Below are 21,389 nucleotides of genomic sequence, written 5' to 3' on the forward strand. Positions count from 1 at the left end.
GAGGGCGCCGGTGGCCTCGGCCCGGCGCGCGGCAGGCGTGGAAAACGCGTGGCGGGCGGCCGGACCCCCGTCGGCCCGGGGCGGACCCCGTCGTGCCCGGGGCGGGCCCCGGGGGCCGGAGCCCCTGGCCGGGGCCCGGCACCCGCCGGCCCGCCGGTGTCAGGCAGCGGCCAGCGCGGTGAAGCGGCCGGCGTGGAAGACCAGCGGGCCCGCCTGGTCCGTCAGGGAGCCGTCCAGGGCCTCGGCGATGACCAGTTCGTGGTCGCCCGCCGGGTGGACCGTGCTGATGCGGCAGTCCAGCCAGCCGAGACCGTCGGCGGGAATGGGGTGTCCGGCACGGGTCGTCGACCACTCCCCGCCGGCGAACCGGTCGACGCCCTTGGCACTGAACAGGCGGCACAGCTCCGCGTGCCGGTCGCCGAGGATCGTCACGGCGAAGGACCCGGTGTCGCGGATGGCCGGCCAGGTGGCGGAGGTGTCCGCGGCGCACAGGGCGACCAGCGGCGGGTCCAGGGAGACGGAGGTGAAGGAGTTGACCGCCATGCCCTTGGGGCCCTCGGCCGTGTCGGCGGTGACCAGGACCACTCCCGTGGTGAACCGGCCGAGTATGTCGCGGAACGAGCGTTGCTCCAGCATGAGTTCTTTCCGATCGAAGAGGACGGCCGCCGGGCCGGCACGGCCCCGGCGTGGCGGACTTCCGGGAACGACTTCCGGAAACCCTCCCGGAACGCTTCCCGCGGGGTTTCCCGGAGCCGTGCGGGCGGGGCCTACCGGTTGCGGGCGGCGATCGCGAAGTCCACGGCCTCCTGCGGGCGCTTGGCGGAACCCGTGAGGCGCGGGGCGACATGACGGGCGAGCAGCTCCATGCTGCGGTTCGTCTTCTCCCACGAGCACCAGTCGGCGACGTAGACGAGCAGCGAGCCGAAGCCGCCGGTGATCTCGTGCAGCCGCTCGATGCCCGCGACGACGTCGTCCACGGAGCCGACGAGCGCGCCACCGGCCTCGACCCGGGCCTCCAGGGCCCTCTCGCGCGGCACGTCGGGGCTGAGCACCTCGCGGCCGGCCGCCTTGCCGAAGTACTCGAACAGCCAGCGGTCGTAGCCCTCGCGCACGTCCGCGTACGCCTCCTCGCGGGTCTCGGCGACGTGCACCGGGAGCGCGATGCGCCACTTGTCGCGGTCGAGGGTCTGCCCGTGCTCCTCGGCGGCCTCCGTGGCGTACTTCCACTGGTGGGCGAGGTTGATGTGCGCGGGGGCACCCGGCGTCAGCAGGGCGAAGGGCAGCGCGAACGAGGTCATGCTCAGGCCGTACTGGCCGATCAGCCGCGGGCTGGACTGCGAGGTCCCGGAGGTGGCGACGGCGACCTCGATGCCCTGCGGGCTGAAGCGCGGCAGCTGGATCTTGGCCTCGCGCAGGTCGAACCAGTCCGTCTGCTGGGTGATCCGCTCATCGCCGTTGACGAGCTCCAGGACGGTCGGCAGCGCCTCCTCCAGACGACGCCGCTGCACCGGCTGCTCCAGACCGAACATCTTCGCGTCGAAGGGCACACCCGGGCCGACACCCAGGATGTACCGGCCCCGGGTGAGGTGGTCGAGGTGGACCGCCCGGCTCGCGACGTGGAAGGGGTGGTGCCCGGAGAGGGGTACGACGCCGTGGGCCAGCTTGATCTGGCTGGTGCGCTGCGAGGCGGCGGCGATCATCGCCTCCGGCGCCCCGACGAGGCCCCAGCCCAGGGTGTGGTGCTCACCGAACCACGCCTCGTCGAAGTTCAGGTCGTCGACGTACTCGACGAGGTCCAGGTTCCGGCGTATCGCCAGGTGCGGGTCCTGACCGGTCTCGTGGACGGGGGACAGGAAGATACCGATACGGCTGTGCACAGCGAGCCTCCGAAGAAGGGGTGAGGAGTGGGTGTCGAGCAGTGGTGGGGGCGACCGGCGGGTCGTCAGACGGTCCGGTAGACCGCGTCCTTCAGCGAGCGGACCTTCTCGTAGTCGGCGGTCAGCGTCGCCTCACCGGGCGCGGTGAGGAACACGCGCATCGAGCTGGTCAGCAGGTCGACCGTCGGCGTGATCCGGGAGCCGGGCGCGAACTTGACCGTCGCGAGGAAGACGCTCTCCAGGGAGCGGATCTCCGCCACGGCCGTCCCGTCGACGGACTCCACCACGCCGTCCTGCTCGGTCGGGGTGTTGTAGACGGCGGCGGGCTGCTTCCGGGTGTAGGTACGGCCGGCGTACCGGGCGCGGAACTCGTCGGGCCGCGTGTACGCCTGCGCGGTGAGCGCCGCCTGGTTGTGGCCGAGGCACACGTCGTGGAACGGGGCGTTGAGGTTGCCGTTGAGACGGGTGCCGATCTCGACGAGGACGGGCCCTTCGTCGGTGACGATGACCTCGGCGTGGGACGGCCCCCAGGCGATGCCGAGCGCGGCGAGCACCTCGTCGACGTACGAGGTGAGCGTGGCGACCACGGGGTTGTCGTCCGGGTCGGCGAGGAGGTCGCGGTTGTAGATGTTCTTGCCGGACGGCAGCAGCGTCTTCTCGTACTCCCAGACCCCGCACACGTAGCGCTCGCCGTCGCAGCTGACGGTGTCGACGATGTACTCGGTGCCCTTGAGGTAGGACTGCACGAGGACCTCGGTGTTGGCGAGGCCGAACATGTTCGGTGCGTCGAGCACGGTCCGGGCGGCCGTGCGCACGGCGTCGGGGCCGTCGCAGACGACGACTCCGTCGGACGCCGCCGAGCTGAGCGGCTTGACGACCACCGGGTACCGCCCGTGGTCCTCGGCCCAGGCCACCGCCGCGTCCGGGGCGTCGGTCTTGAACTGCTGGGCGCAGCGCACCCCCGCCCGGCGCTGTGCCTCGATCATCTCGTACTTGTCGCGGCGGGCGGAGGACAGCGCCGAGCCGTTGGACGGAACACCGACCGCCTCGCTCAGCCGGTCGGCGAGCGGCACCGACGACTCCTGGCCGGCGATCACGCAGACCGGGCCGAGGTCGCGCAACAGGCCGACGAGGGCGGACTCGTCCGTGCCCACGACGTTGCGCGCGTACGCGGTGAGATCCGGCGGGGCCATCGCGGGGATGAGCTCCGGGGTGCTCTGGACGTGGACGACGTCCGTGCCGTGGGCCGCGAAGGCCGCGGGGTAGAAGTTGCCGGCGGAGTAGCCGTCGACGATCACGGCGACGGGCCGGGATCCGGTGCTGGCGGTGCTGCTCATGAGTGGGCCTCCGACTCGGAGTCGATGAAGCGGGCCAGGCGGGCGATGCCCTCACGGATCGCGGCGGGGGCCAGATTGCTGAAGCCCAGGCGCAGGGCCCGTTCGCCGCTGCCGTCGAGGTGGAACATGGTCATCGGCGCCCAGCTCACCGCGTGGTCGCGGGCGGACCGCTCCATGGCGGCCAGGTCGGCCGTGAAGGGCACCTCGACGACCAGGAAGAAGCCGCCGCGCGGCCGGTTCCAGCGCACCCCGTGCGCGGCGTACCGCTCGGGCGGGAAGTGCTCGGCGAGGGCGTCGAGGGTGGCGGCGAGCCGCTCCTGGTAGACGGCGGCCAGCTCGCGGGTGACGGACCGCAGGTCGTGGCCGGCATCCACGAGGATGCCGCCGATCGCCGCCTGGGAGAGCGAGGACGAGCCGACCGTGAACATCGCCTTGGCCTTGGAGAGTTCCTGGGCGAGGGTGCGCCGGACGCCGTCCTCGCCGACGACCGTGCGGTCGCCGACCAGGTAGCCGAGGCGGGCACCGGGGAACGCGGACTTGGCGAAGGAGCCGAGGTAGACGACGTCACCGCGGGTGTCCAGCGACTTCAGGGTCGGCAGCCGCTCCTCGTCGCTCGCGAACAGCCCGTACGGGTTGTCCTCCAGGATGGTGAACCCCTCCTCGGCGGCCAGTTCCAGCAGCCGCCGGCGGGCGTCGAGCGGGACGACCGTGCCCGAGGGGTTGGAGAAGTCGGGGACCAGGTACAGCGCGGCGGGGCGCTTCCCCTCGGCGCGCACGGCGCGCACGGCGGCGGCCACGGCCTCCGGTTCGAGTCCGCGGGGCCCCTCGGTGATGCCCTTGACCGGGATGTCCAGCATGCGGGCGGCGCCCCGGATGCCGACGTACGCGGGGGACACGGACAGCAGCACGTCGTCGGGCGAGCGGAACAGACCGCGCAGGGCGACGAGTGCCGCCTCCTGGAAGCCGTGCGTGATCATGATCGCCTCAGGAGTGACATCGATGTCCTCGTCCTTGGCGAGCATGAGGGCGACCTCCTCCTGGATGAACCCGTTGACGGGTCCGTACTGGAAGAGCAGCCGCGTGATGCGCTGTTCGGGCACCCCCTTCTCCCGCAGGTGCGCGATGTACCGGTCGACGTGGAGCGAGAGTTTCGAGAGGTCGTGCGTACCGTCGTGGGGTGCGCCCGAGGAGAAGGACAGGGCGTCGGGGAACCTCATCGCCGTCTCGCTGAGCAGGCGCATCGAGTCCATGTCCGGATCGACGATGCCGGCGTGCAGCGCTTCCCGGCGCAGGGCGGTGTCTGGCTGAGCGGTCGTTACGGGCACGTCAGGTGGTCCTTTCGGGAACCTCTGTGGATCGGGCTGATGGCCTCTGGATCAGGCGGCTGACGGCTGGGGCGCGATCCCCGTGCCCTTTCCGGGCGCCCACCGGCGGACACGGACGTCTCCGACGATCCCGCCGTCGACGTAGGGCTCGGCGTCGAGGATGTCCTGGAGGTGGTCGCGGTCCTCGGCCTCGTAGACGAGGAGGCCTCCGTTGGCGTCCTGGAGCGGACCGGCCAGGAGCAGTACGCCCCGGTCGGTGAGGGCGCGCAGGTAGTCGGTGTGGGCGGGGTGCAGGTGCTCCCGGCCCGCGCGGTCGACGGTGTACTCGAACTCGACGACGAACGTCGCCATGGATGCCTCCCGGGGCAGGTCGTGGGGTGGGGGGTGGACGGGGCTCACATGTAGAGGCCGCCGTTGATGTCGATGACCGAACCGGTCGAGTAGCCGGCGCTCTCCGAGCAGAGGTGGAGCACGCTGCCGACCGCCTCCGCCACGGTGCCCATGCGCCCCATCGGCAGCCTGGACAGCACGGCCTCCTTCTGCGCCGGGTCGCGCCGCTCCCAGGCGCCGGCGACCCGCTCGGTCGCGATCGGGCCGTGGGCGACGACGTTGAGGACGACGCCGTCGGCCGCGAGCTCGTACGCCATCTGCTTGGTCATGCCGATCACGGCGGCCTTGGACGCGACGTACGCGGCGTTGTTGAAGTGGCTGTAGGTACGGCCGCCCGCCGAGGCGAAGTTGACGATGCGGCCGTAGCCGTCGGCGGCCATGCGCGGGGCGCACACCTTGACCGCTATCCAGCTGCTGACCACGTTCTCCAGGAACGACTGGTCGAAGTGGGCCGCGGTCAGGTCGGCGTAGTTGATCACCCGGGTGTCGCCGCCGACCCCGTTGACGAGGACCGACGGGGCGAACCGGTCGACGATGTCGGTCAACTGGCGCTCCGCGGCCGGGATGTCGGTGATGTCACCGACGACGGCCTCGACCTTCGTGATCTCCGCCAGCTCCTCGGCGAGCCGGCCCAGGGCCTCCGGGTCCCGGTCGAACAGGACGAGTGTGTGGCCTTCCTCGGCGAGCCTGCGGGAGACCTCTGTGAGGATGCCTCCGGCGGCGCCGATCAGCAGGGCGGTGCGGGGGGTGGGTGCGGACATGCTGGTCACCTGGTTTTCGGTGTCAGAGTGGTGGTGTCGGTAGGTGTGCGGGGAGTGGCTCCGGAGCCGGACCCGGCTCCGAAGCCCGCCAGCCGAGGCAGCAGCGCGAAGCCGAGCGCCACGGCGAGGCCGAGGGCGAGGACGGACATCCACAGCGCCCCGTAGCCACGGGTGTGGGCGAGTGCGAGCCCTGCGGGGCCACCGATGACGAACGCGGCGTTCCAGGCGAAGAAGTACGAGCCCTGGTAGGTGCCGATGCGTCCGGCGGGGGCCCGGTCCACGATGAAGGTCGCGGACATCGGGGCCCACAGGACCTCTCCGAGCGTCCACACGACGGTGGCGAGCGTGAAGGAGATCATGCTGTGGGCGAAGACGTTGGCGCCGAAGCCGAGCGCCATGAACCCGGCCGCCAGGATCAGCGGGACGTGGGCCCGCATCCCGCCGACGAGGCGGGGCACGAGGGGCAGCAGCAGGATGGAGAGCACCGCGTTGACCGCGAGGACGAACCCGATGTTCCCGCTGGTCAGTCCACTGCCCCGCATGTCCAGCGGGAGCGCGGAGTTGACCTGGAGGTAGACGCAGGCCAGCAGGAAGGTCAGCAGGAGGAAGGCGACCAGGACGGGGGTGCGGAACGGCTCGGCGATGTCACGCGCGGACGACCTGAGGGCGGCCGGGAGCCCGGTGGGCCGGTCGGAGCCCCGCACCGGCGGCGGATCGGCGGGTACGGCGAAGACCAGGGCCGCGTAGACCAGGCTGGACGCCGCCCAGACCACGAAGAGGGCGGTGGGGCTGACTTCGAGAAGGAACCCGGAGAGCACCGGACTCAGCGACATCCCGATGTTGAAGCCCACCAGGAAGAGGCTGTACGCCTTCGAGAACTGCTCCTTCGGGACGATCGAGGAGATCAGCCCGGCTCCGGCCGGCCGGTCGACCGACGAGAGGAAGCCGGTGATCAGCGACAGCGCGCACAGCACGACCACGTGGTCGGCGAGGGCGAACAACAGGGCCGCCACGGCGGCGACCGGCTGGGCGGCGACGATGGTGCGGCGCGGCCCGATGAGATCGGCGACCGCCCCTCCCACCAGCCCGGACAGCACCACACCGGCTCCGAAGAGGCCGACGACGAGGGGGGTCGTGCCGGGGGCCACGAGCCCGTTGTCCTCCAGGTAGAGGACGAGGAAGGCGGGGGCGAGCGTCCCGAGCCGGCTGGCGGTCTGCCCGAACCACAGCAGCCAGAACGCTTTGGGGAGGTTCATCAGGAGCATTCCGTTCGTGTCGGGGTCGGGAGGGTCCGCGACGGTGCCGTAGCGGACCGCGTCGGAGCCGACGGGGCCCGCGACGACGCCTCCGGAGACGAACCCGCCGATCCCCGGGCCGGACCCGCCGGACCGCGTGCGGGACCCGCAGTGCTCCGCGCCCCGCGCGGTGGCCGTCCGGCCCGCGGTCCGTGAGGGGACCGGGCGGGGGCGGCCGGCGGTGCGGTGGAGCCGAGTGCGCCGTAGGCGAAGGCGGCGGAGACCAGCGTCATGTGGTGGTGCCAGCCGGGGTACGACCGCCCCTCGAAGGCACGCAGACCGAAGTCGTCGGCCAGGAGCTCCATCGTGTCGGCGGCGCGCGTGGACAGCCCGGCCGTCGCCCACACCTCGCGGGGCGGCCGGTCCACGAGGTCGGTGAGCCAGATCCGGCCGCCACCGGACCCGTCCGGCCCGCGCCCGCCGATCAGCCGGAGGGGGACGGGGATGCCGGGGAGGCGGACCACCCCCGTCGCCCCTCCGGTCACCACGGCCGCCGCCGTCGGCGGCCGCAGCGGGGGCCGGGCCAGGTGCGCCGCCAGGAGGTCCCGCGCGCGTACGGGCCCGGAGCCGGCCCGGGAGCCGGAGGTGCCGGGGCCGGCACGGTCCGGAAGGACGACGAGGTCACCCGGCACCGACACGACGAACCGCCGCCGCCTGGCGACCAGCCCGCCGACCAGCGCGGTGGTGTCCGCGAAGCCGGCGAGGTCGGCGACGACGGGCAGACCGTCCGCCGCCCGGTCCGTCACGTTCCGGCCGGCCCCGTCGACCAGATCCAGTACCTGGGCGTCGGCGGGGCCCCGGGTGCCGGGAGCACCCTCGGGGACGCGGGCCCGGCCGCGCAGTTCCCGGTCCTCGGACCACGGGCCGGGAAGGAACAGCCGCCAGCCGACGGGTGCCGTCACGTCGTCGGTGGCGAGGAACGCGCCGATGCCGACCTGGCAGTTGACGGTGCGTCCGCCCTGCGGGACGAAGCGGCGGTGCACTCCGCAGGAGCGGTCTCCCCGCTTGGGCAGCACCGCCACGCCGATGACCAGGGCGCGGGGCCGGGAGCGCCGTACGACCCAGTCGGCCAGACGGGCACGGACCGGCTCCCAGCTCCAGGGGCTGGCGTTGACGAACTGGTGCAGGGCCTGGGCGGCCGTGGCCGAGTCCGACACGGAGGCCGCGAGCCTCCGCACGGTCTTGCGACCCGGCGTCACCAGCAGGCCACGTGTGTACACATGGGCCCACCTGCGCTGGTCCGCGCGGGGCAGCCCTTCGAAGACCTCCGCGACGAAGGCGTCGAAAGCCGGGCGGTTCACGGGGGATCCCGCCCGGGTGCGCGGAGGCCGTACGGCGGGAATGGTGGCCGCCGCCATGGTGGACCCGGGAGCCGTCGGGGACAACGTCCTCACCATGGCGCCTTCCCTTCCTGTGGACTGGTCGCGTTCCGCGGGTCCGTCTGTCCGAAGCCCGCTCTAAAAAAATAGAGAACGACTTCTTTGTTTTCAAGAGGGGGAGGGTTCCCCGACGACGACTTCGAGGAGTACGCGCCTCCGCATGGCGCCCACCTGCGCGTTTACGCGGGCAGGAGTGCGGGCCGCAGCAGCGCCGCCTCGGCGAGCTCCCGCTCCGCGACCACCGGCCACCCCGTCCCGAGCCCCCGGGAGGTCAGTGCGACGGTCAACGCGCCCTTGAACGACGACAGGTACAGAGTGCCTCCGGGCGGGCCGCCGCCGGAGGCGGCGAGGGCCCGGAACCCCGTCATCCGCCCCACGTGCGGGCCCAGCGCGGTGTCCACCGACCCGGCGTCGGTGACCCGCAGCTCCGGGACCCCCGTGCCCGTCGCGTCCCGCTCGACGGACCGGCGGATCCCGGCGTGCCCGCGCCGCTCCGGACGCCAGGCACGCTCCGCCGCACACAGCGCCGCCGCGTGCGCCCTGGCCCGGCCCACGGGATCGCCAGCGGTACCGGGGCGCAGCGGCACCCTCACCGCCCCCGTCACACACCCCGGTTCGGCGATCAGCGTCCGCTCGGCGTACCGCCGCCGCAGGGAGACCGACGTCGCCACGGTGACCTCCTTGCGGCCGGTCTCCCGCGCGAGCGCGTCGGCCAGCACGGTCGAGAGGAACCCGCTCGCCGTCAGCTGCCGGGCCTCGCACCAGTCGCGCAGCCGGCGGCTCTCGTACGCGGTCAGCGCGAGGGTCACGGCATCCCCGGCCCGCCCGCCCCGCCGTTCCCGGCGCCCGCCCCCGTACGAGCCGTGTTCCGCGTACGACGTCACGGCCCGCCGGAGCCGTCGCGGCGACCCCGACGGCATGCAGGCGCCGCACGAACACGCGCCGCCCCCGCCCTCGTAGGTGAGGGCGTCGGTGTCGGGCGGAAGGGCGTGCCCGGGGACCTGGCGGGCGTCGTGGCCCGGGGACGCGAACAGGGTGTCCAGCAGGGGCCGTACGAAACGAGCCGTGGAGTAGCCGTCGCAGATCGCCGGGTGGAGGGTGAGCCGGAAGCGGGTCGCGCCCCCGCGGTCGTGTCCGACCCGCAGCCGCCACAGCCGCCCGCCCTCGGTCAGTGCGTCGTCCCCCGCGTCCACGGCCGCGGACGCCTGGACGGAGCAGGGGCCATGCGCCCCCTGCCGGAACCGCAGCCCGGCGCCCCCGGTGTCCTCGATCCGCAGCGACAGGGACGGCAGCCGCCGGATCCACGGCTCCACGGCCCGCTCGACCTGCTCCAGCGGGAGGACGCCGTCCACGGCGAAGGAGGCGGTGAGCCGGCCGCTGCCGCGCAGGAGTGCGTGGGAGTAGGCCGACGCGGCCTCGGCGTCGCTGAGCCCGCGCACGTCCCTCCCGTGGTCACGCACCCCCTCGCCCCCGCTCACGGGCGCTCGGCCGCGCCGGCCGCGAGAGCCGGTGACGCGCAGCGCACGGTGTTGGACAGGGTGACGCCGTGGCTCGTGAAGTCCAGCGTGACGCGATCGCGGTCGGTCATGCGGAAGCCGTCGTGGAAGCTGCTGCGGTCGGCGCCGATGTAGACGTAGTGGACGCGGCCGGGGGCGAGCAGGGCGTCGTGGGAGAAGAGTTCGGACATGATGGCGTCGAGCCCGTAGTGCAGGGCCTTGACGCCGGTGGTGAACTCGCCCCGCCAGTGGGGATCGCCGTCCCGTTCGATCGTGACGTGCCCGGTGACGTGGCGCGGCGGCTCGTCCAGGAACAGCCAGGGCGCCACGGCCGCGTCGCACAGCTTGGCGTAGGAGAGGTGTCCCCGGTTGCGGCGGAAGCGGCCGATGTCGGTGAGGTCGTTGCCGAAGGTGTGACCGACGTACCGGGGCCGGTGGTCGTCGTCCGTCACGTACACCAGGACGACCTCCGCCTCCTCGGTCAGCGCGACCGCGCCGGCGGGCGCGCGCAACTCCTCCCCTGAGGTCCTGAGCACGTCACCGAGGCCCTTGAGGAACCAGTTCGGCTGGGACGGGGTGTCCGCGTCCACCTTGACGTTGTGGGTCTGCATGAAGCCGCCGACCATGGCGTCCCCGGGGTGGTCGGGCAGCAGGGGCGGACGGAAGGACACCGCGTCGCGTTCGCCCACGGGGACGGTCACCGTCCCGGAGGCGGCACGGAGGACGGCGACGTCCCCCCGTGCGAGCAGCAGCTTCCTCAGGTCCACGCCGCCGAGCGGGGTGAGGCGCAGCGGCTCGTCGTCCTCGGGGAGGCCGAGGCCGAAGTAACGCTCGTTCCGGTAGGTGCATTCGAACAGTACGGTCATGTGAGTTCCCGCCTTTCGGGCATGGGTGTACGCGGATGGTGTGCGAGGGGGAGTGGACGAGCGCCCTGCGGCGGACGGCCCGTCCTGACGTGCGTGCGGGGAGAGGCCCCGCGCGGGCGTGTGGCTGTGTCCCGGAGGCCCGGTATGCCTGGTCCGAGATGCCCGTACCTCAGAGGTCCCGTACGGCCCAGCGCTCCGCGCTGCCGGTGAGGTCCATGCCCCAGCCGGTGCCGTGCGTGGGCGACAGGGTGTTGGTGGTGCGGTCGACCGCGGGGGGCGGGGCGACGATCATCTCCGGGAAGAACCGGTCGGACTGTCCCGCCTCGACGGTCAGCGCCCCCGGACGGCCGAAGGCCAGGGCGCGGCCCGCGTTGATGAGCGGGCCCACCTCGGCGACCTGGACGCCGAACTGGAAGCGGACCCCGTGCTCCTGGGCGTAGGCGGCGAGCCCGGCGGCAGGCAGCGGGCCGCCGTTCTTCGACACCCTGATGTTGAACGCGTCGCAGGCCCCCGCCTCGACCGCCGTACGGGCGTCCAGGGAGGTGCACACCGACTCGTCCAGCATGATCCGGACCCCGCCGTCGCGCCGCAGCACGCGCAGCGCCTCCCAGGAGCCCTTGGGCAGGGGCTCCTCCACGTAGTCGACCCCGGCCCCGGCCAGCCGGCGGGCGTGGCCGACCGCGTTCGCGGGGGTCCAGCACATGTTGGCGTCGATCATGACCGGCACGTCGTCGCCGATCTTGCAGCGGATCGTGCGGACGGTACGGACGTCCCGCCCGATGTCGTCCGAGGCCTTGATCTTCACGAAGTGGAAGGGGCCCCGGGTGGCGAGGAACTCCTCGGCGTCCAGGCTGAGATCGAGCACCTGCGAGACGGCGAGCGCGTCCGGCTCCCGGGAGGTCCCGCCGGGCAGCAGGCTGCCCGCGCCCACCCCGAGCCGGCGCCCCAGCCAGTCGAGCACCGCGGTCTCCAGCAGGCAGAGCAGGTTGTTGCCGCCGTCGATGCCGAAGGTCCGCGCGAAGCCGTCCCGGTGCAGCAGGCCGAGCAGCTCCGCGGGATCCCGGCCGGTCAGCGGCGCGAGGACCGCGTCGAAGTCGACCCGTTCGAGCGCGGCGCGCACCCCCGTGGTCGTCTCGCCCGTGACGTACGGCCGCGGCGCGCACTCACCGATCCCGTCCACCCCGTCGGCCGAGAGCCTCAGGACCAGGCTGTCCGACGTACGGCGCCGGGCGGCGGGGTGGTCGAACGGCGTCCGCATGGGCAGTTCGACGTGGTACAGCCGGGCCCTCCCCGGCTCAGGCGCCACGGTTCAGCCCCTGGAGCAGGGTGTACGTCGACGTCCAGTCGACCAGGTCGCCGCTGACGTCGGTGTAGAAGAGGTAGTGCTTGTCGGTGGGGAACTTCATGATCGCGCCGCGCCCGGCCACGAGGTCCTGGAAGACGGAGTGGGCCGCGTCGAGGTCCACGACCGGGTCGGTCATCCCGGAGACGAAGGTCGCGGCGGGCGCCTGGGGCCGCACACCTCCCGGCGCGAGGTAGCGCCGCTCCAGGTCGAGCAGCACGGCCCGCGAACGGCGCGTCAACTGCCGCACGGCCAGGTCGTCGTGGTCGATGAAGTGCTGGTACTTGACCTCGTCGGTGAAGTCGGCGGCCCGCAGCCCCGCGTCCCACGGCTCCGCGCTCCCGTCCGCCGCGAGCGCGGCGCGTGCCTCCGGGGTGAGGGTGGCGTGCATCCGCCCGAGCCAGGCGGAGCAGAACACGGCCGCGTCGTACGAGGTGGTGAACCCCTCGTGGCACATCAGGGCCGCCATGAAGGAGCCGCCGAGGCAGTGGCCGAAGAGCGACAGGGGCACGTCGTCGCCGATCATCTCCCGGACGAACGCGACGGCCCGCGCGTAGTCCCCGAGGACGGTGTCGGCGTCGGGGATCTCACCCGGCGTCCCCGGGCTGATGCCGCTGCCGCGGCGGTCGAGGACGAAGAGCGCGATGTCGTTGTCGGCGAACTGCGGCCCCACCTCCCACAGCCACCCGGCGTGGCTCTGCAGTCCGTGGAAGTAGAAGACGGCTCCCTTGATCTGCTCGGGCCGCCACACGTGCATGGCGAGCCGGGCGTCGCCGCACGGCAGGTCGATGATCTCGCGGCGGGTGTTCTGCGGGGGCCTCAGGGTCTCGATCATGGTCGGTTCTCCTTGGCGAAGCGGAGTGGAGTGGAGTCGGCTGGTGTCGGTTGGAGCGGTTCTCCGGCGGACGTCAGTGGGCGAGGACGGCGTCGACGAAGTCGATGTCCTTCTGGAACGGCGTGTACTTGTACTGGGTGGCGTTGCCCTTCTGCCGGCGGGACTCCACGTAGGTGGCGATCGCCCCCTGCGCGACGGTCCGTACCTGGAGGGCGGCGAGCCGTCCGCTGTCCCGCTTCGAGGCGTACTCGATGTTGATGACGGACAGTTCGCGGTCGATCGCCGTGGATATCTCGCCGTCCAGCTCCGGTCCGGGAGTGGGCACTTCGACGACGACCGTGTAGGACGGCAGCTCGTCCCAGCGCGGGCCGCACATGTACAGCCCGGTGTCGAGCCCGCCGGCCTCGAGTCCCTGGCGGATGGCCTGGGTGACCTGCCCCTCGGTGATCTTCTCGCCGGTGAAGGAGTGGAAGAGCCCGTCGCGATGGGTGAAGTGGACCCAGGGCGTGCCGTCCACGATCCGGTCGACGCGGTAGATGTCACCGGTCCACAGCCGGTAGAGGCCGTTGCCCTGGGACATGATCAAGTGGTAGTCGCGGCCCGCCTCGACCTCGTCGTACAGCAGCGTCTCGACGGTCCCGCCCGCGTCGAGCAGCGCGCCCAGCGGCACGTCGGCCGGGACGAACTCGAAGTAGGCCTGACTGACGGCGAGCGGCTGGCTGTCCAGGGTGTCGTCCACGGGGATGGTGGTGACGCCCTCGGTCCCGCAGCTCATGAACGGCAGCTTGGCGACGCCCGGCAGCACGGCGTCCAGGCGCGGCCGGTACAGCTGGGCGGAGGCCGACAGCCAGCAGCTGTACAGGGTCAGCGAGGGCCAGATGTCGACCAGGGAGAAATCGTCCTTCTCCAGCGTCCGTTCGAGTCGCAGTGCGGTGTCCTCGTCAGGATCGGTCCACGGCCTGCCCCGCAGGGTGCCCGCCCGCACGTCGCGCACCAGTTCGGCGCCGTGCCGGGCGATCAGGTCCCGCAGCGAGACCAGGGTGCTGGGGTTGATCGCCGAGATGTAGTGCAGGTCCTTGCCGACGAGGTGCCGGATGCGGTGGTACATGCGACCGGCGTGGTCGGCGGGCGTGCCGGGGCCGAACCACGGGGACTCGTACCACGGCGGGTTCCAGTCGCGGCTGTTGATCTGAGGGTGCCGGTTGCTGATCGCCTGGTGCTCGACGCCGTGCACGAAGTCGTACACGTCCTCGCGGACGGTCTGGGTGTCGAGCGTCGCCCAGGGGTGCGCGAGGATCTCGGGGTGGTGCTCCAGATACGTGCCCCACATGGCCTTCATCGCCGGGATGCGGTACGTCAGCAGCCAGTGCAGCGTGTACGGGACGCGCTTGGGGGTGCCCGTCGTCCCGCTGGTCTTGAGCCAGCGCAGGACGGGGCTGCACGACAGGATTCCGCCCTTGGTGCGGGTCTCCCGGTCGATCTGCTCGGTGAAGTCGTTGTAGCGCATGACGGGGAGGACCGAACGGAAGGTTGCCGGGTCGGCGGCGACCGCGTCGTACCCCTGCTCCTTCCAGTGCAGTGAGCTGGCGCCGATGTCGATGAGGTCGTCCAGGACGCGGGCCTGGGCGGCGCCCGGGTCCTTCAGGTCGGCGAGCAGGCTCTCGCGAGCCCGGAGGCACTCGTCGACGAAGGGGTCACGCCGCGCCTGCCAGTGCTGCTGCCACTGCGATTCCTGCGGTGCTTGCATGTCTCTGTCTCCTCGGGGCTGGTCCGACGGCCCGGATCCGGGCATGCGTCGGCACCGCGCGGCGGTAGCCGGACGGTGGTGTGTGGAAGGGGGGTGCGGTGCGGTCGGTCAGACGCCGGGCGTGCGGGGGGAGGCGGCCGTCATGCCGTCCTCCCCGGCCGCGAGCGCGGCCAGCTCGTTCAGGTCGTACAGGGCCTGCCGCCTGGTCCCGTACCGGGTGATCCTGCCGCGGCGGGCCCACTGGCGGATCGTGCCCTCACGGACTCCCAGGGCGAGGGCCGCGAGTGAGGTGGGGACGCGTGTGCCGCGTGCGGTGTGCTCGCCGTTCATGCCGGCTCCTTCGCCTGTTCCGTCCGGTGGCGGCGGTTCATGAGCAGCCACTGCCGCGGTGTGAGTACGTGTCCCGCGCCGCACATCGGTCCGCGCAGCACCAGGTCGTCGCCGCCTCGCCCGGGGAGGGAGACCTCGGCGTCGCAGTCCGGCTCGACGCAGCGGCCGAGCGGCACGAGCTCCGGCCGGGGCGGCGCCACGAGGGCCCGCAGGGCGGTGGCCACGTGGCCGATCTCGTCGGCCGCCGGGCCCGCGGCGGGGTGGGCGGCCAGGAAGTCGGTGTGCCGGCCGAGGAAGGACGCCAGTGCGGGGACGGTCCGGTCCGGCGGCGTCCCGACGGAACCGGCCTCGTCGAGCACGAGGCGGGCCCAGGAGCTCAGCCGTACGAGTGCGTCGTGCCGGGCCTCCAGCGCCGCGTCGCTCACGGGCGGCGCGTCGGGGCGGTGGCCCGTGATCCGGGCCGGGCCCCGCTGACGTGCGGGGAGTACGAGCTGCTGCTCGCTCTCGTGGTGGAGCGTGGGCAGCGCGGCCAGATCGGCCGCGAGAGCGCGCTTGCAGGAGCCGCAGAGCCGCGCACCGGGGGCGGCGCGTCGGCGCGGGAGGGCGTCGGAGTGGGCAGCGCGACGGCAACGGCTCGACGCGCACTGCTCGGGGCGGGACTGCGAGGGGGTCGGGTCGGCCATGGGCACGGGTCGCCTCACCTTCGGGAGACTTCGGAAGAGATTCGGGAGACTTCGGGAAGAAGGACCGTGGCGGGGAAACAAAAAAGCGCCGCCTGATGGCGACGCGAGGGCAGTGCGAAGGCTCCTGGAAGAGGGCAGACTGCCTCGCGAAAGAGTGTTACACGTCTGCGAGGTCGGCCGCAAGGGTCTGCGGCCATGTAATCGACTCCGTTGTGCGGGACGGGAGTTGACGGCGCGTGGGGGACGCCTTGGGGCCGGAGGACTCATACGACAGGTGCCGCCCGCCTCCGCGCGTGCGGAGGTGAGCGGCACCTGACGGCGAGGCCGGTCAGCGGGGCGCCGGCACACCGAGGACCCGATCGCGCAGGGTGGGGAAGTCCGCACGTGTCCTGGTGACGAGCGCCGGATCGAGGTCGACGACGAGTGTCTCCTCCCCGGACCCCGCCTCGGCGACGACCTCACCCCACGGGTCGACCACCACGCTGTGGCCCGCCTGTTCCACCCCGGCGTGCGTGCCCGCGGTACCGCAGGCGAGGACGTACGCCTGGGACTCGACGGCCCGGGCGCGGGCCAGCAGGGACCAGTGGGCACGGCGTGCGGCGGGCCAGCCCGCCGGGACGAGGAACATCTCGGCACCGGCGTCCACCAGCGCGCGGAACTGCTCGGGGAAGCGCAGGTCGTAGCAGGTGGCGAGCCCCGCCGTCGGCCCGCCGTCGCCCAGCGCGACCGTGACGGTCTCCTCGCCCCGGGCCAGCAGGGCCGCCTCGCCCCGGTCGAAGCCGAAGCGGTGGATCTTCCGGTACCGACGCTGCGGTGCTCCGTCGGGCGCGAACACGAGAGAGGTGTTGTACAGGGTGCCGTCCGGGCCGCGTTCGATGATCGAGCCCGCGTGCAGCCAGACCCGCGCGGAGGCCGCGGCCCGGCTCATGGCATGGGCCGTGGGCCCGTCCAGGGGCTCCGCGTGGTCGTGGAACGCGTCGAAGGAGAACGCGCCGACCGTCCAGAGCTCCGGAAGGATCACCAGGTCGGCGGCGTGCTGCTCGCGGACGAGGGCCGCCGCTCGGGTCCGGCGTGCGGTGACGGTCTCGTCCGGTCGTACGGCGATCTGCAGGAGCGCGGCGCGCACGTGTGTCTCCGTTCGTGGTCGGGAGGGGGGCGGTTCAGCGCAGGTGGGAGGCGCCGTTGACGTCGAGTACGGCGCCGCTGCACCACTCCGCCGGCGCACTGCTCAGCCAGGACACGGCGGCGGCGACGTCCGAGGGCGCCGCGATCCTGCCGAGGGGGCTCTGCCGGCGCACCTGCTCCTCGGTGGGCCCGACGAGCATGGGTTCCGTGAGGTCGGTGCGGACGAACCCGGGGGCGACGGCGGTCACCGCGATGCCGAGCGGGCCCAGCGACTGGGCGAGCGACTGGGTCAGCGCGTGGAGGGCGGCCTTGGTCGCCCCGTAGGCGGGGGCGTCGGGCTCGCCGCGACTGGCGCCCCGCGAGCCGATGTTGACGATGCGCGCACCCTGCGGCCCCTGGAGCCGGTACTGGAGGTGCTCGACGAGGTGCCAGATCAGGTCGGCCGGTCCGAGCAGGTTGACGTCGACCAGGCGGCGCCAGTCGGCCTGCCAGTCCTCGTACGAGGTGGTGGTGACGGGCTGTTCGGCGTAGACACCGGCGTTGTTGACGAGCACGTCCACCGCGCCCAGCTGTTCCACCGCGGACGCGATGATCTCGCGGGCCGCACCAGGTGTGCCGAGATCGCCGGTGACCAGGGCGTGGCCGGTGCCGGGCAGGGAGTCCAGCACGGCCTTCGCGGCCGGGGATTCGGCGCGGCAGTGCACGGCCACCCGGTGCCCCGTGGCGGCGAGTTCGGTCGCGACGGCGGCCCCGATCCCTCGGGAACCACCGGTGACGAGCGCGCAGCGTCGAGTCATGGAGAGAGCCTTTTCGTCGTAGGAACGCGATTCCGTGCACAGCGGCACGGGAGGGGGGAATCGGATCAGTGCGGAGTGGGGGCGGCGTCGACCGGACACTCGTCGGTGGAAGGCGCGAGGGCCTCCGGAGCCGGGTCCGGCGAAGGACCGAGGGCCAGGGACCACAGACACGCGAGTTGGGCCCGGACCTCCTCGCCCGTGCGGCCCGCCCGCAGGGCCGCCTCGGCGCCCGCCGTCAGATAGACGGCCAGCAGCTCCAGTTCACCGGGCGCGGGGCCGGGGCCGGGCCGCTCGCGCGCCGGGGCCATCAGGTCCTGGAGGGCGGTCCGCCACAGGGTCGGCCAGAGGGAGGGGACGGCCTGCTCGTGGGTGAGCCTGGCCGTCGCACGGACACTGGCCTCCTCGTCCAGCAGCGTGGCGAGCGCGAGGGTGAATTCGGCGACCGGGGGGACCGGACGGGCCGGGGCGAACCGCGCAAGCGCCCCCCGGGTGATGTCCTCGGCCTCCTGGAGGACCGCGCGCGCCAGTTCCGCCTTGGTGGGGAAGTGGAAGCTGAGCGCTCCCATCGTCATCCCGCAGGCCCGGTGCACGGCGGACAGCGAGGTCCCGGCGTACCCCCGCCGGTCGAACTCGACGGCAGCCGCGGCGATCAGGGCCTGTCGGGTGCGTTCCGCTCTCACCTGCTTCACCATGGGTGCGACCTCGGTATCCGTTACGGGGACTGAACCCCACGGGCCGACCGGACGGCGAGGTGCGCTCCGGGTGCCGGGGGTGGGGTTCCTCCGTCGCACTCCCGCCCGCCCACGGTCCGGGCGGAGTCCGGGAGGTCACGGCCCCCAGTCCTGCGAACGTACCGCCGGATCCCCGCACCGGCCCCTCCCGTGCCCGACGCGGGAACGATTCCGCCAAGTCGGTTGTGTGCGATCCGGCTTCCCCGCAGGTGGTGCGCGACCGCCCGGGCGGGACGCGGCACCGGCCTGCGGGACCGCCTCACACCGCCGCGAGGTGGGCGCGGTACCAGGCGGCCGCCCCGGCCAGCCGGTCCAGCGGACCCGGTCCCGGGGCACAGCCCGTGAGCCGCCAGATCTCCTCGCTCGCGTACCAGTGGTCACGTGCCAGCAGTGTGAACTGCCTCTCGCTGATGCGGCCCGGAGTCTCCCGCAGCCGCGCCAGGCACTGCTCCCAGGACAGATCACCGGTGACCCGCTCCAGTACGGCCAGGTCCGCCAGCCTCGTCATGAGGTCGTGGTTGCGCACCGGCACCGGATGGCCTGCGTGGTGCACCCCTGGCGGCAGGGCCTCCGGTGCCGTGGCCAGCGCGCAGAGGAGACGCGCCAGGTCCTCGACGTCCACGACCGAGGCCCGTCCGCGCCCGCCGTCCCAGCGGGCCGGCACCCGCCGGAGCAGTTCACCGAGCGCGGGCACGACCCAGCGGTCCCCGGCTCCGAGGACGAGACCGGGCCGGAGCACGACGCCGCCCGCGTCGAGCACGATCCGCTCGGCGGCCAGCCGGGTCCGGCTCGCCGCCGACACGGGGGCCGGCGTGACCTCGTCTACGGAGATGCCCCGGTGCGGGCCGGGCCCGTACACCGCCGCCGTGGACAGCTGCACGATGCGGCCCACCCCGGCGCGCCGGGCCGCGTCGACGACCGCCCGGGTGCCGCCGACGTTCGTCCGCTCGCACTCCTCGGCGTCGCCGTCGACCCGGCAGGCGAGATGGACGAGGACGTCCATGCCGCTCGCCGCCCTGGAGAGCGAGGCGGGGTCCGACAGGTCCGCGCGGACCCGCTCCACCCCCTCCGGCACCGGTGCGGCGGTGGGGTCCCCGCGGGTGACGGCGCGCACCTCGACGTCCCTGCCGTCCGCGTGCTCGCTCAGCAGCCGGCGGAGCACCGCCCGCCCGACGAAGCCGGTCGAGCCGGTCAGCAGCACCTGGACCGGGCTCACCGCGCGGCGTCCCCGGGAGGTTCCGCCGCTGTCCGCGCCGTCCGCTTCGCACCCTCCGGCGATTCCTCCCCGCCGTTCTCCGGGAACGTGAGCGTGGCGATGACCTCGGGCGGTGCCAGGGCCGGGAGCAGGCACCGCAGCATGTTCTCTATGAGCTCGGGCAGGTCGGCCCGGTTGGTGGCGAGCCGCGACATGATCTGTGTGCCGGTGTACGCGGCGACGATCACCGGGGGGTACGCGTACTCGTCGACGTCCGGATACAGCTGGCCGAGCTCGCGCGCCTCGGTCAGATGGGTGCGGAACTGATCGCCCCACCAGTCGTAGACCGAGTAGTCGAGCAGGTTCACCTCGCTCTGCTCGACGGCGAGCCGGACGCCCGCCCGGAAGAGGACGTTGGAGCGCATCTCCACGGAGAGGTACTGGCAGACGTCGATCAGCTGCTGCAGGCCCTTCCCGTCGTCGGGCCACCGAAGCTCGGCGGCCTGCTCGACGATGACCGCGCGCGCCAGGTCCTCCTTCGACTTGAAGTGGAAGTACATGGCTCCCGTGGTGGTGCCCGCCTTCTGCAGGATCGCGTTCAGACCCGCTCCGTGGTAGCCCACCTGGTCGAACATCTCCGCGGCCGCGTGGATGAGGGCGGCCCGAGTCCGCTCGGCGCGCTCCTGCCGTTGCCGTGCCATCGGCAGTCTCCCTAGTACCTGTAGACAAACAAAAAGAACGACCTCTATTTTATTCACGTCGGCGCTCTCGTGTCACTACGGGCGTCGTTGCTCCATCTGTGTGTGCCCAGTCGAGAGTCACCACATCAGGGAGACCAGCCATGCCCGTAAGCCTTGTTCAGCGTGCCGTCGAGAGCCAGTTTGAGATGGTTTCGGCCACTTTGACGCACAAGGTGAACCAGGACGAAATGCTGCTGCGCACCTGGCGGCGGACGGCGCCCGACGCCTTCACCGTCACCGCCGCCTGGCCTTCCGCGCATCCGTTCTACGCCGGCCGCCACGGCCTGCACGATCCGCTCCTGCTCAGCGAGACGGTACGCCAGACCCTGCCGCTGCTGTCCCACGGTGCCTACCAGGTGCCGTTCGGCCACCAGCTGCTCTGGAAGGACTTCAGCTGGACGCTCGACCCGGCGGCCACGTTCGCCGACGGCGGCCCGGCCGAGCTCGAACTGCACATCACCTGCGACGACGTGACGTACCGTCGGGACCGCGCCGCCGCGATATCGCTCAGAGTCGACGTGGAGCGGGCGGGCCGCCCGATGGCCACCGCGCGCTCGCGCTTCACCATCCAGGACCGCACGGTCTACAACCGGCTGCGCGGTGCCTACGCCGACGCCACCGCGGCCACCGCGCGGGCCCTGCCGCTGTCACCCCCGGCCGGTCTCACGCCGTTCGGCCGCGACCGCTTCGAGGACGTGGTGCTGGCCGCCACGGACCGGCCCGACCGCTGGCAGCTGCGGGTCGACACGACCCACCCCGTCCTCTTCGACCACCTCGTCGACCACGCCCCGGGCATGCTCCTGCTGGAGGCCGCCCGCCAGGCTGCCCTGGCAGCGGCGCACCCGAGGCCGATGGTCGTCACCGGTATGGAGAACGAGTTCATGAAGTACGCCGAGATGGACATCGCCTGCGACCTGGAGGCCGAGTGGACGGCGGACCCCGGCAGGATCCGGATCAGCGCCCGGCAGGGCGGCAGGGAGATCTTCACCAGCGTCGTGACCCTGGCCACCGCGCCCGTCGCGCCCGCCGCCCACTCCGTCCGTGCGGCCTGACGCCTGTCTCCGGTCGGCGCCCGCCGACCGCCCCCAGCCGCGAGGTGCGTCGCGACGTGCGTACCGGTGGCGCGCGGCGCAGGTCC

Annotated in this window: 21 protein-coding genes; 1 reads left to right on the forward strand and 20 read right to left on the reverse strand. The window is 72.8% G+C overall.

Going from position 1 to position 21,389, the window contains the following annotated elements; genetic code table 11:
- Positions 1-159: 159 nt before the first annotated feature.
- The 20 genes from OG488_RS23805 to OG488_RS23900 form a co-directional block, all read right to left on the reverse strand.
- Positions 160-636, reverse strand: coding sequence for a flavin reductase family protein (locus OG488_RS23805; RefSeq protein ID WP_329232238.1), 477 nt, complete (start codon positions 634-636; stop codon positions 160-162).
- A 131-nt stretch (positions 637-767) separates the two neighbouring features.
- Positions 768-1,877, reverse strand: a complete 1,110-nt coding sequence (locus OG488_RS23810) for an LLM class flavin-dependent oxidoreductase (protein WP_329232240.1) — start codon at positions 1,875-1,877, stop codon at positions 768-770.
- A 65-nt stretch (positions 1,878-1,942) separates the two neighbouring features.
- Positions 1,943-3,214, reverse strand: a complete 1,272-nt coding sequence (locus OG488_RS23815; RefSeq protein WP_329232241.1) for an ATP-grasp domain-containing protein — start codon at positions 3,212-3,214, stop codon at positions 1,943-1,945.
- A complete protein-coding gene (locus tag OG488_RS23820) occupies positions 3,211-4,539 on the reverse strand; it encodes an aminotransferase-like domain-containing protein (protein WP_329232242.1) in 1,329 nt (442 codons plus the stop codon). The genes OG488_RS23815 and OG488_RS23820 overlap by 4 nt, the downstream gene beginning before the upstream one ends.
- A gap of 51 nt (positions 4,540-4,590) precedes the next feature.
- Positions 4,591-4,890, reverse strand: coding sequence for a YciI family protein (locus OG488_RS23825; protein ID WP_329232244.1), 300 nt, complete (start codon positions 4,888-4,890; stop codon positions 4,591-4,593).
- Positions 4,891-4,934: 44 nt separating this feature from the next.
- Positions 4,935-5,690, reverse strand: coding sequence for an SDR family NAD(P)-dependent oxidoreductase (locus OG488_RS23830; protein WP_329232246.1), 756 nt, complete (start codon positions 5,688-5,690; stop codon positions 4,935-4,937).
- Between the two features lie 5 nt (positions 5,691-5,695).
- Positions 5,696-6,946, reverse strand: a complete 1,251-nt coding sequence (locus OG488_RS23835; protein WP_329232249.1) for an MFS transporter — start codon at positions 6,944-6,946, stop codon at positions 5,696-5,698.
- Positions 6,946-8,343, reverse strand: coding sequence for an IS701 family transposase (locus OG488_RS23840; RefSeq protein WP_443074281.1), 1,398 nt, complete (start codon positions 8,341-8,343; stop codon positions 6,946-6,948). Before OG488_RS23840 ends, OG488_RS23835 begins: the two co-directional genes overlap by 1 nt.
- A 200-nt stretch (positions 8,344-8,543) precedes the next feature.
- Positions 8,544-9,803, reverse strand: coding sequence for a hypothetical protein (locus OG488_RS23845; RefSeq protein ID WP_329232253.1), 1,260 nt, complete (start codon positions 9,801-9,803; stop codon positions 8,544-8,546).
- Between the two features lie 35 nt (positions 9,804-9,838).
- Positions 9,839-10,726: an FAH family protein gene (locus OG488_RS23850; RefSeq protein ID WP_329232256.1), complete on the reverse strand. Its 888-nt coding sequence runs from the start codon at positions 10,724-10,726 to the stop codon at positions 9,839-9,841.
- A 169-nt stretch (positions 10,727-10,895) separates the two neighbouring features.
- Positions 10,896-12,032, reverse strand: a complete 1,137-nt coding sequence (locus tag OG488_RS23855) for a mandelate racemase/muconate lactonizing enzyme family protein (protein WP_329232258.1) — start codon at positions 12,030-12,032, stop codon at positions 10,896-10,898.
- Entirely contained in the window at positions 12,022-12,903 is an 882-nt protein-coding gene (locus OG488_RS23860) for an alpha/beta fold hydrolase (RefSeq protein WP_329232260.1), read from the reverse strand. Before OG488_RS23860 ends, OG488_RS23855 begins: the two co-directional genes overlap by 11 nt.
- A 73-nt stretch (positions 12,904-12,976) precedes the next feature.
- A complete protein-coding gene (locus OG488_RS23865; RefSeq protein WP_329232262.1) occupies positions 12,977-14,650 on the reverse strand; it encodes a GH3 family domain-containing protein in 1,674 nt (557 codons plus the stop codon).
- 108 nt (positions 14,651-14,758) lie between these two features.
- Positions 14,759-14,980, reverse strand: coding sequence for a hypothetical protein (locus tag OG488_RS23870; protein WP_329232263.1), 222 nt, complete (start codon positions 14,978-14,980; stop codon positions 14,759-14,761).
- Positions 14,977-15,663 carry a hypothetical protein gene (locus tag OG488_RS23875; protein ID WP_329232265.1) on the reverse strand — a complete coding sequence of 229 codons (687 nt, stop codon included), beginning with the start codon at positions 15,661-15,663 and terminating at the stop codon, positions 14,977-14,979. The genes OG488_RS23870 and OG488_RS23875 overlap by 4 nt, the downstream gene beginning before the upstream one ends.
- A gap of 328 nt (positions 15,664-15,991) precedes the next feature.
- Positions 15,992-16,789, reverse strand: coding sequence for a carbon-nitrogen family hydrolase (locus OG488_RS23880; protein ID WP_329232267.1), 798 nt, complete (start codon positions 16,787-16,789; stop codon positions 15,992-15,994).
- A gap of 34 nt (positions 16,790-16,823) precedes the next feature.
- The gene (locus OG488_RS23885; protein ID WP_329232269.1) at positions 16,824-17,585 is read right to left on the reverse strand and encodes an SDR family NAD(P)-dependent oxidoreductase; all 762 of its coding nucleotides are present in this window, start codon (positions 17,583-17,585) and stop codon (positions 16,824-16,826) included.
- 65 nt (positions 17,586-17,650) lie between these two features.
- Entirely contained in the window at positions 17,651-18,277 is a 627-nt protein-coding gene (locus OG488_RS23890) for a TetR family transcriptional regulator (protein WP_329232270.1), read from the reverse strand.
- A gap of 298 nt (positions 18,278-18,575) precedes the next feature.
- Complete coding sequence (locus tag OG488_RS23895) at positions 18,576-19,532, reverse strand: NAD-dependent epimerase/dehydratase family protein (protein ID WP_329232271.1); 957 nt, start codon at positions 19,530-19,532, stop codon at positions 18,576-18,578.
- Positions 19,529-20,212 (reverse strand): ScbR family autoregulator-binding transcription factor, encoded by a 684-nt coding sequence (locus OG488_RS23900; RefSeq protein WP_329232273.1) that lies wholly within the window; start codon positions 20,210-20,212, stop codon positions 19,529-19,531. The genes OG488_RS23895 and OG488_RS23900 overlap by 4 nt, the downstream gene beginning before the upstream one ends.
- Positions 20,213-20,397: 185 nt before the next feature.
- Here OG488_RS23900 and OG488_RS23905 point away from each other — a divergent pair, with 185 nt between their 5' ends.
- Complete coding sequence (locus OG488_RS23905; RefSeq protein ID WP_329232275.1) at positions 20,398-21,303, forward strand: ScbA/BarX family gamma-butyrolactone biosynthesis protein; 906 nt, start codon at positions 20,398-20,400, stop codon at positions 21,301-21,303.
- Positions 21,304-21,389 lie beyond the last annotated feature (86 nt).

The sequence above is a fragment of the Streptomyces sp. NBC_01460 genome (genome assembly GCF_036227405.1).
Taxonomy (GTDB): Bacteria; Actinomycetota; Actinomycetes; order Streptomycetales; family Streptomycetaceae; genus Streptomyces.

Coding starts and splice junctions, on each gene's coding strand:
- OG488_RS23805 (WP_329232238.1), bottom strand. CDS start 636: ATGCTGGAGCAACGCTCGTTCCGCGACATACTCGGCCGGTTCACCACG.
- OG488_RS23815 (WP_329232241.1), bottom strand. CDS start 3,214: ATGAGCAGCACCGCCAGCACCGGATCCCGGCCCGTCGCCGTGATCGTC.
- OG488_RS23825 (WP_329232244.1), bottom strand. CDS start 4,890: ATGGCGACGTTCGTCGTCGAGTTCGAGTACACCGTCGACCGCGCGGGC.
- OG488_RS23830 (WP_329232246.1), bottom strand. CDS start 5,690: ATGTCCGCACCCACCCCCCGCACCGCCCTGCTGATCGGCGCCGCCGGA.
- OG488_RS23835 (WP_329232249.1), bottom strand. CDS start 6,946: ATGAACCTCCCCAAAGCGTTCTGGCTGCTGTGGTTCGGGCAGACCGCC.
- OG488_RS23840 (WP_443074281.1), bottom strand. CDS start 8,343: ATGGCGGCGGCCACCATTCCCGCCGTACGGCCTCCGCGCACCCGGGCG.
- OG488_RS23850 (WP_329232256.1), bottom strand. CDS start 10,726: ATGACCGTACTGTTCGAATGCACCTACCGGAACGAGCGTTACTTCGGC.
- OG488_RS23860 (WP_329232260.1), bottom strand. CDS start 12,903: ATGATCGAGACCCTGAGGCCCCCGCAGAACACCCGCCGCGAGATCATC.
- OG488_RS23865 (WP_329232262.1), bottom strand. CDS start 14,650: ATGCAAGCACCGCAGGAATCGCAGTGGCAGCAGCACTGGCAGGCGCGG.
- OG488_RS23870 (WP_329232263.1), bottom strand. CDS start 14,980: ATGAACGGCGAGCACACCGCACGCGGCACACGCGTCCCCACCTCACTC.
- OG488_RS23875 (WP_329232265.1), bottom strand. CDS start 15,663: ATGGCCGACCCGACCCCCTCGCAGTCCCGCCCCGAGCAGTGCGCGTCG.
- OG488_RS23885 (WP_329232269.1), bottom strand. CDS start 17,585: ATGACTCGACGCTGCGCGCTCGTCACCGGTGGTTCCCGAGGGATCGGG.
- OG488_RS23890 (WP_329232270.1), bottom strand. CDS start 18,277: ATGGTGAAGCAGGTGAGAGCGGAACGCACCCGACAGGCCCTGATCGCC.
- OG488_RS23900 (WP_329232273.1), bottom strand. CDS start 20,212: ATGGCACGGCAACGGCAGGAGCGCGCCGAGCGGACTCGGGCCGCCCTC.
- OG488_RS23905 (WP_329232275.1), top strand. CDS start 20,398: ATGGTTTCGGCCACTTTGACGCACAAGGTGAACCAGGACGAAATGCTG.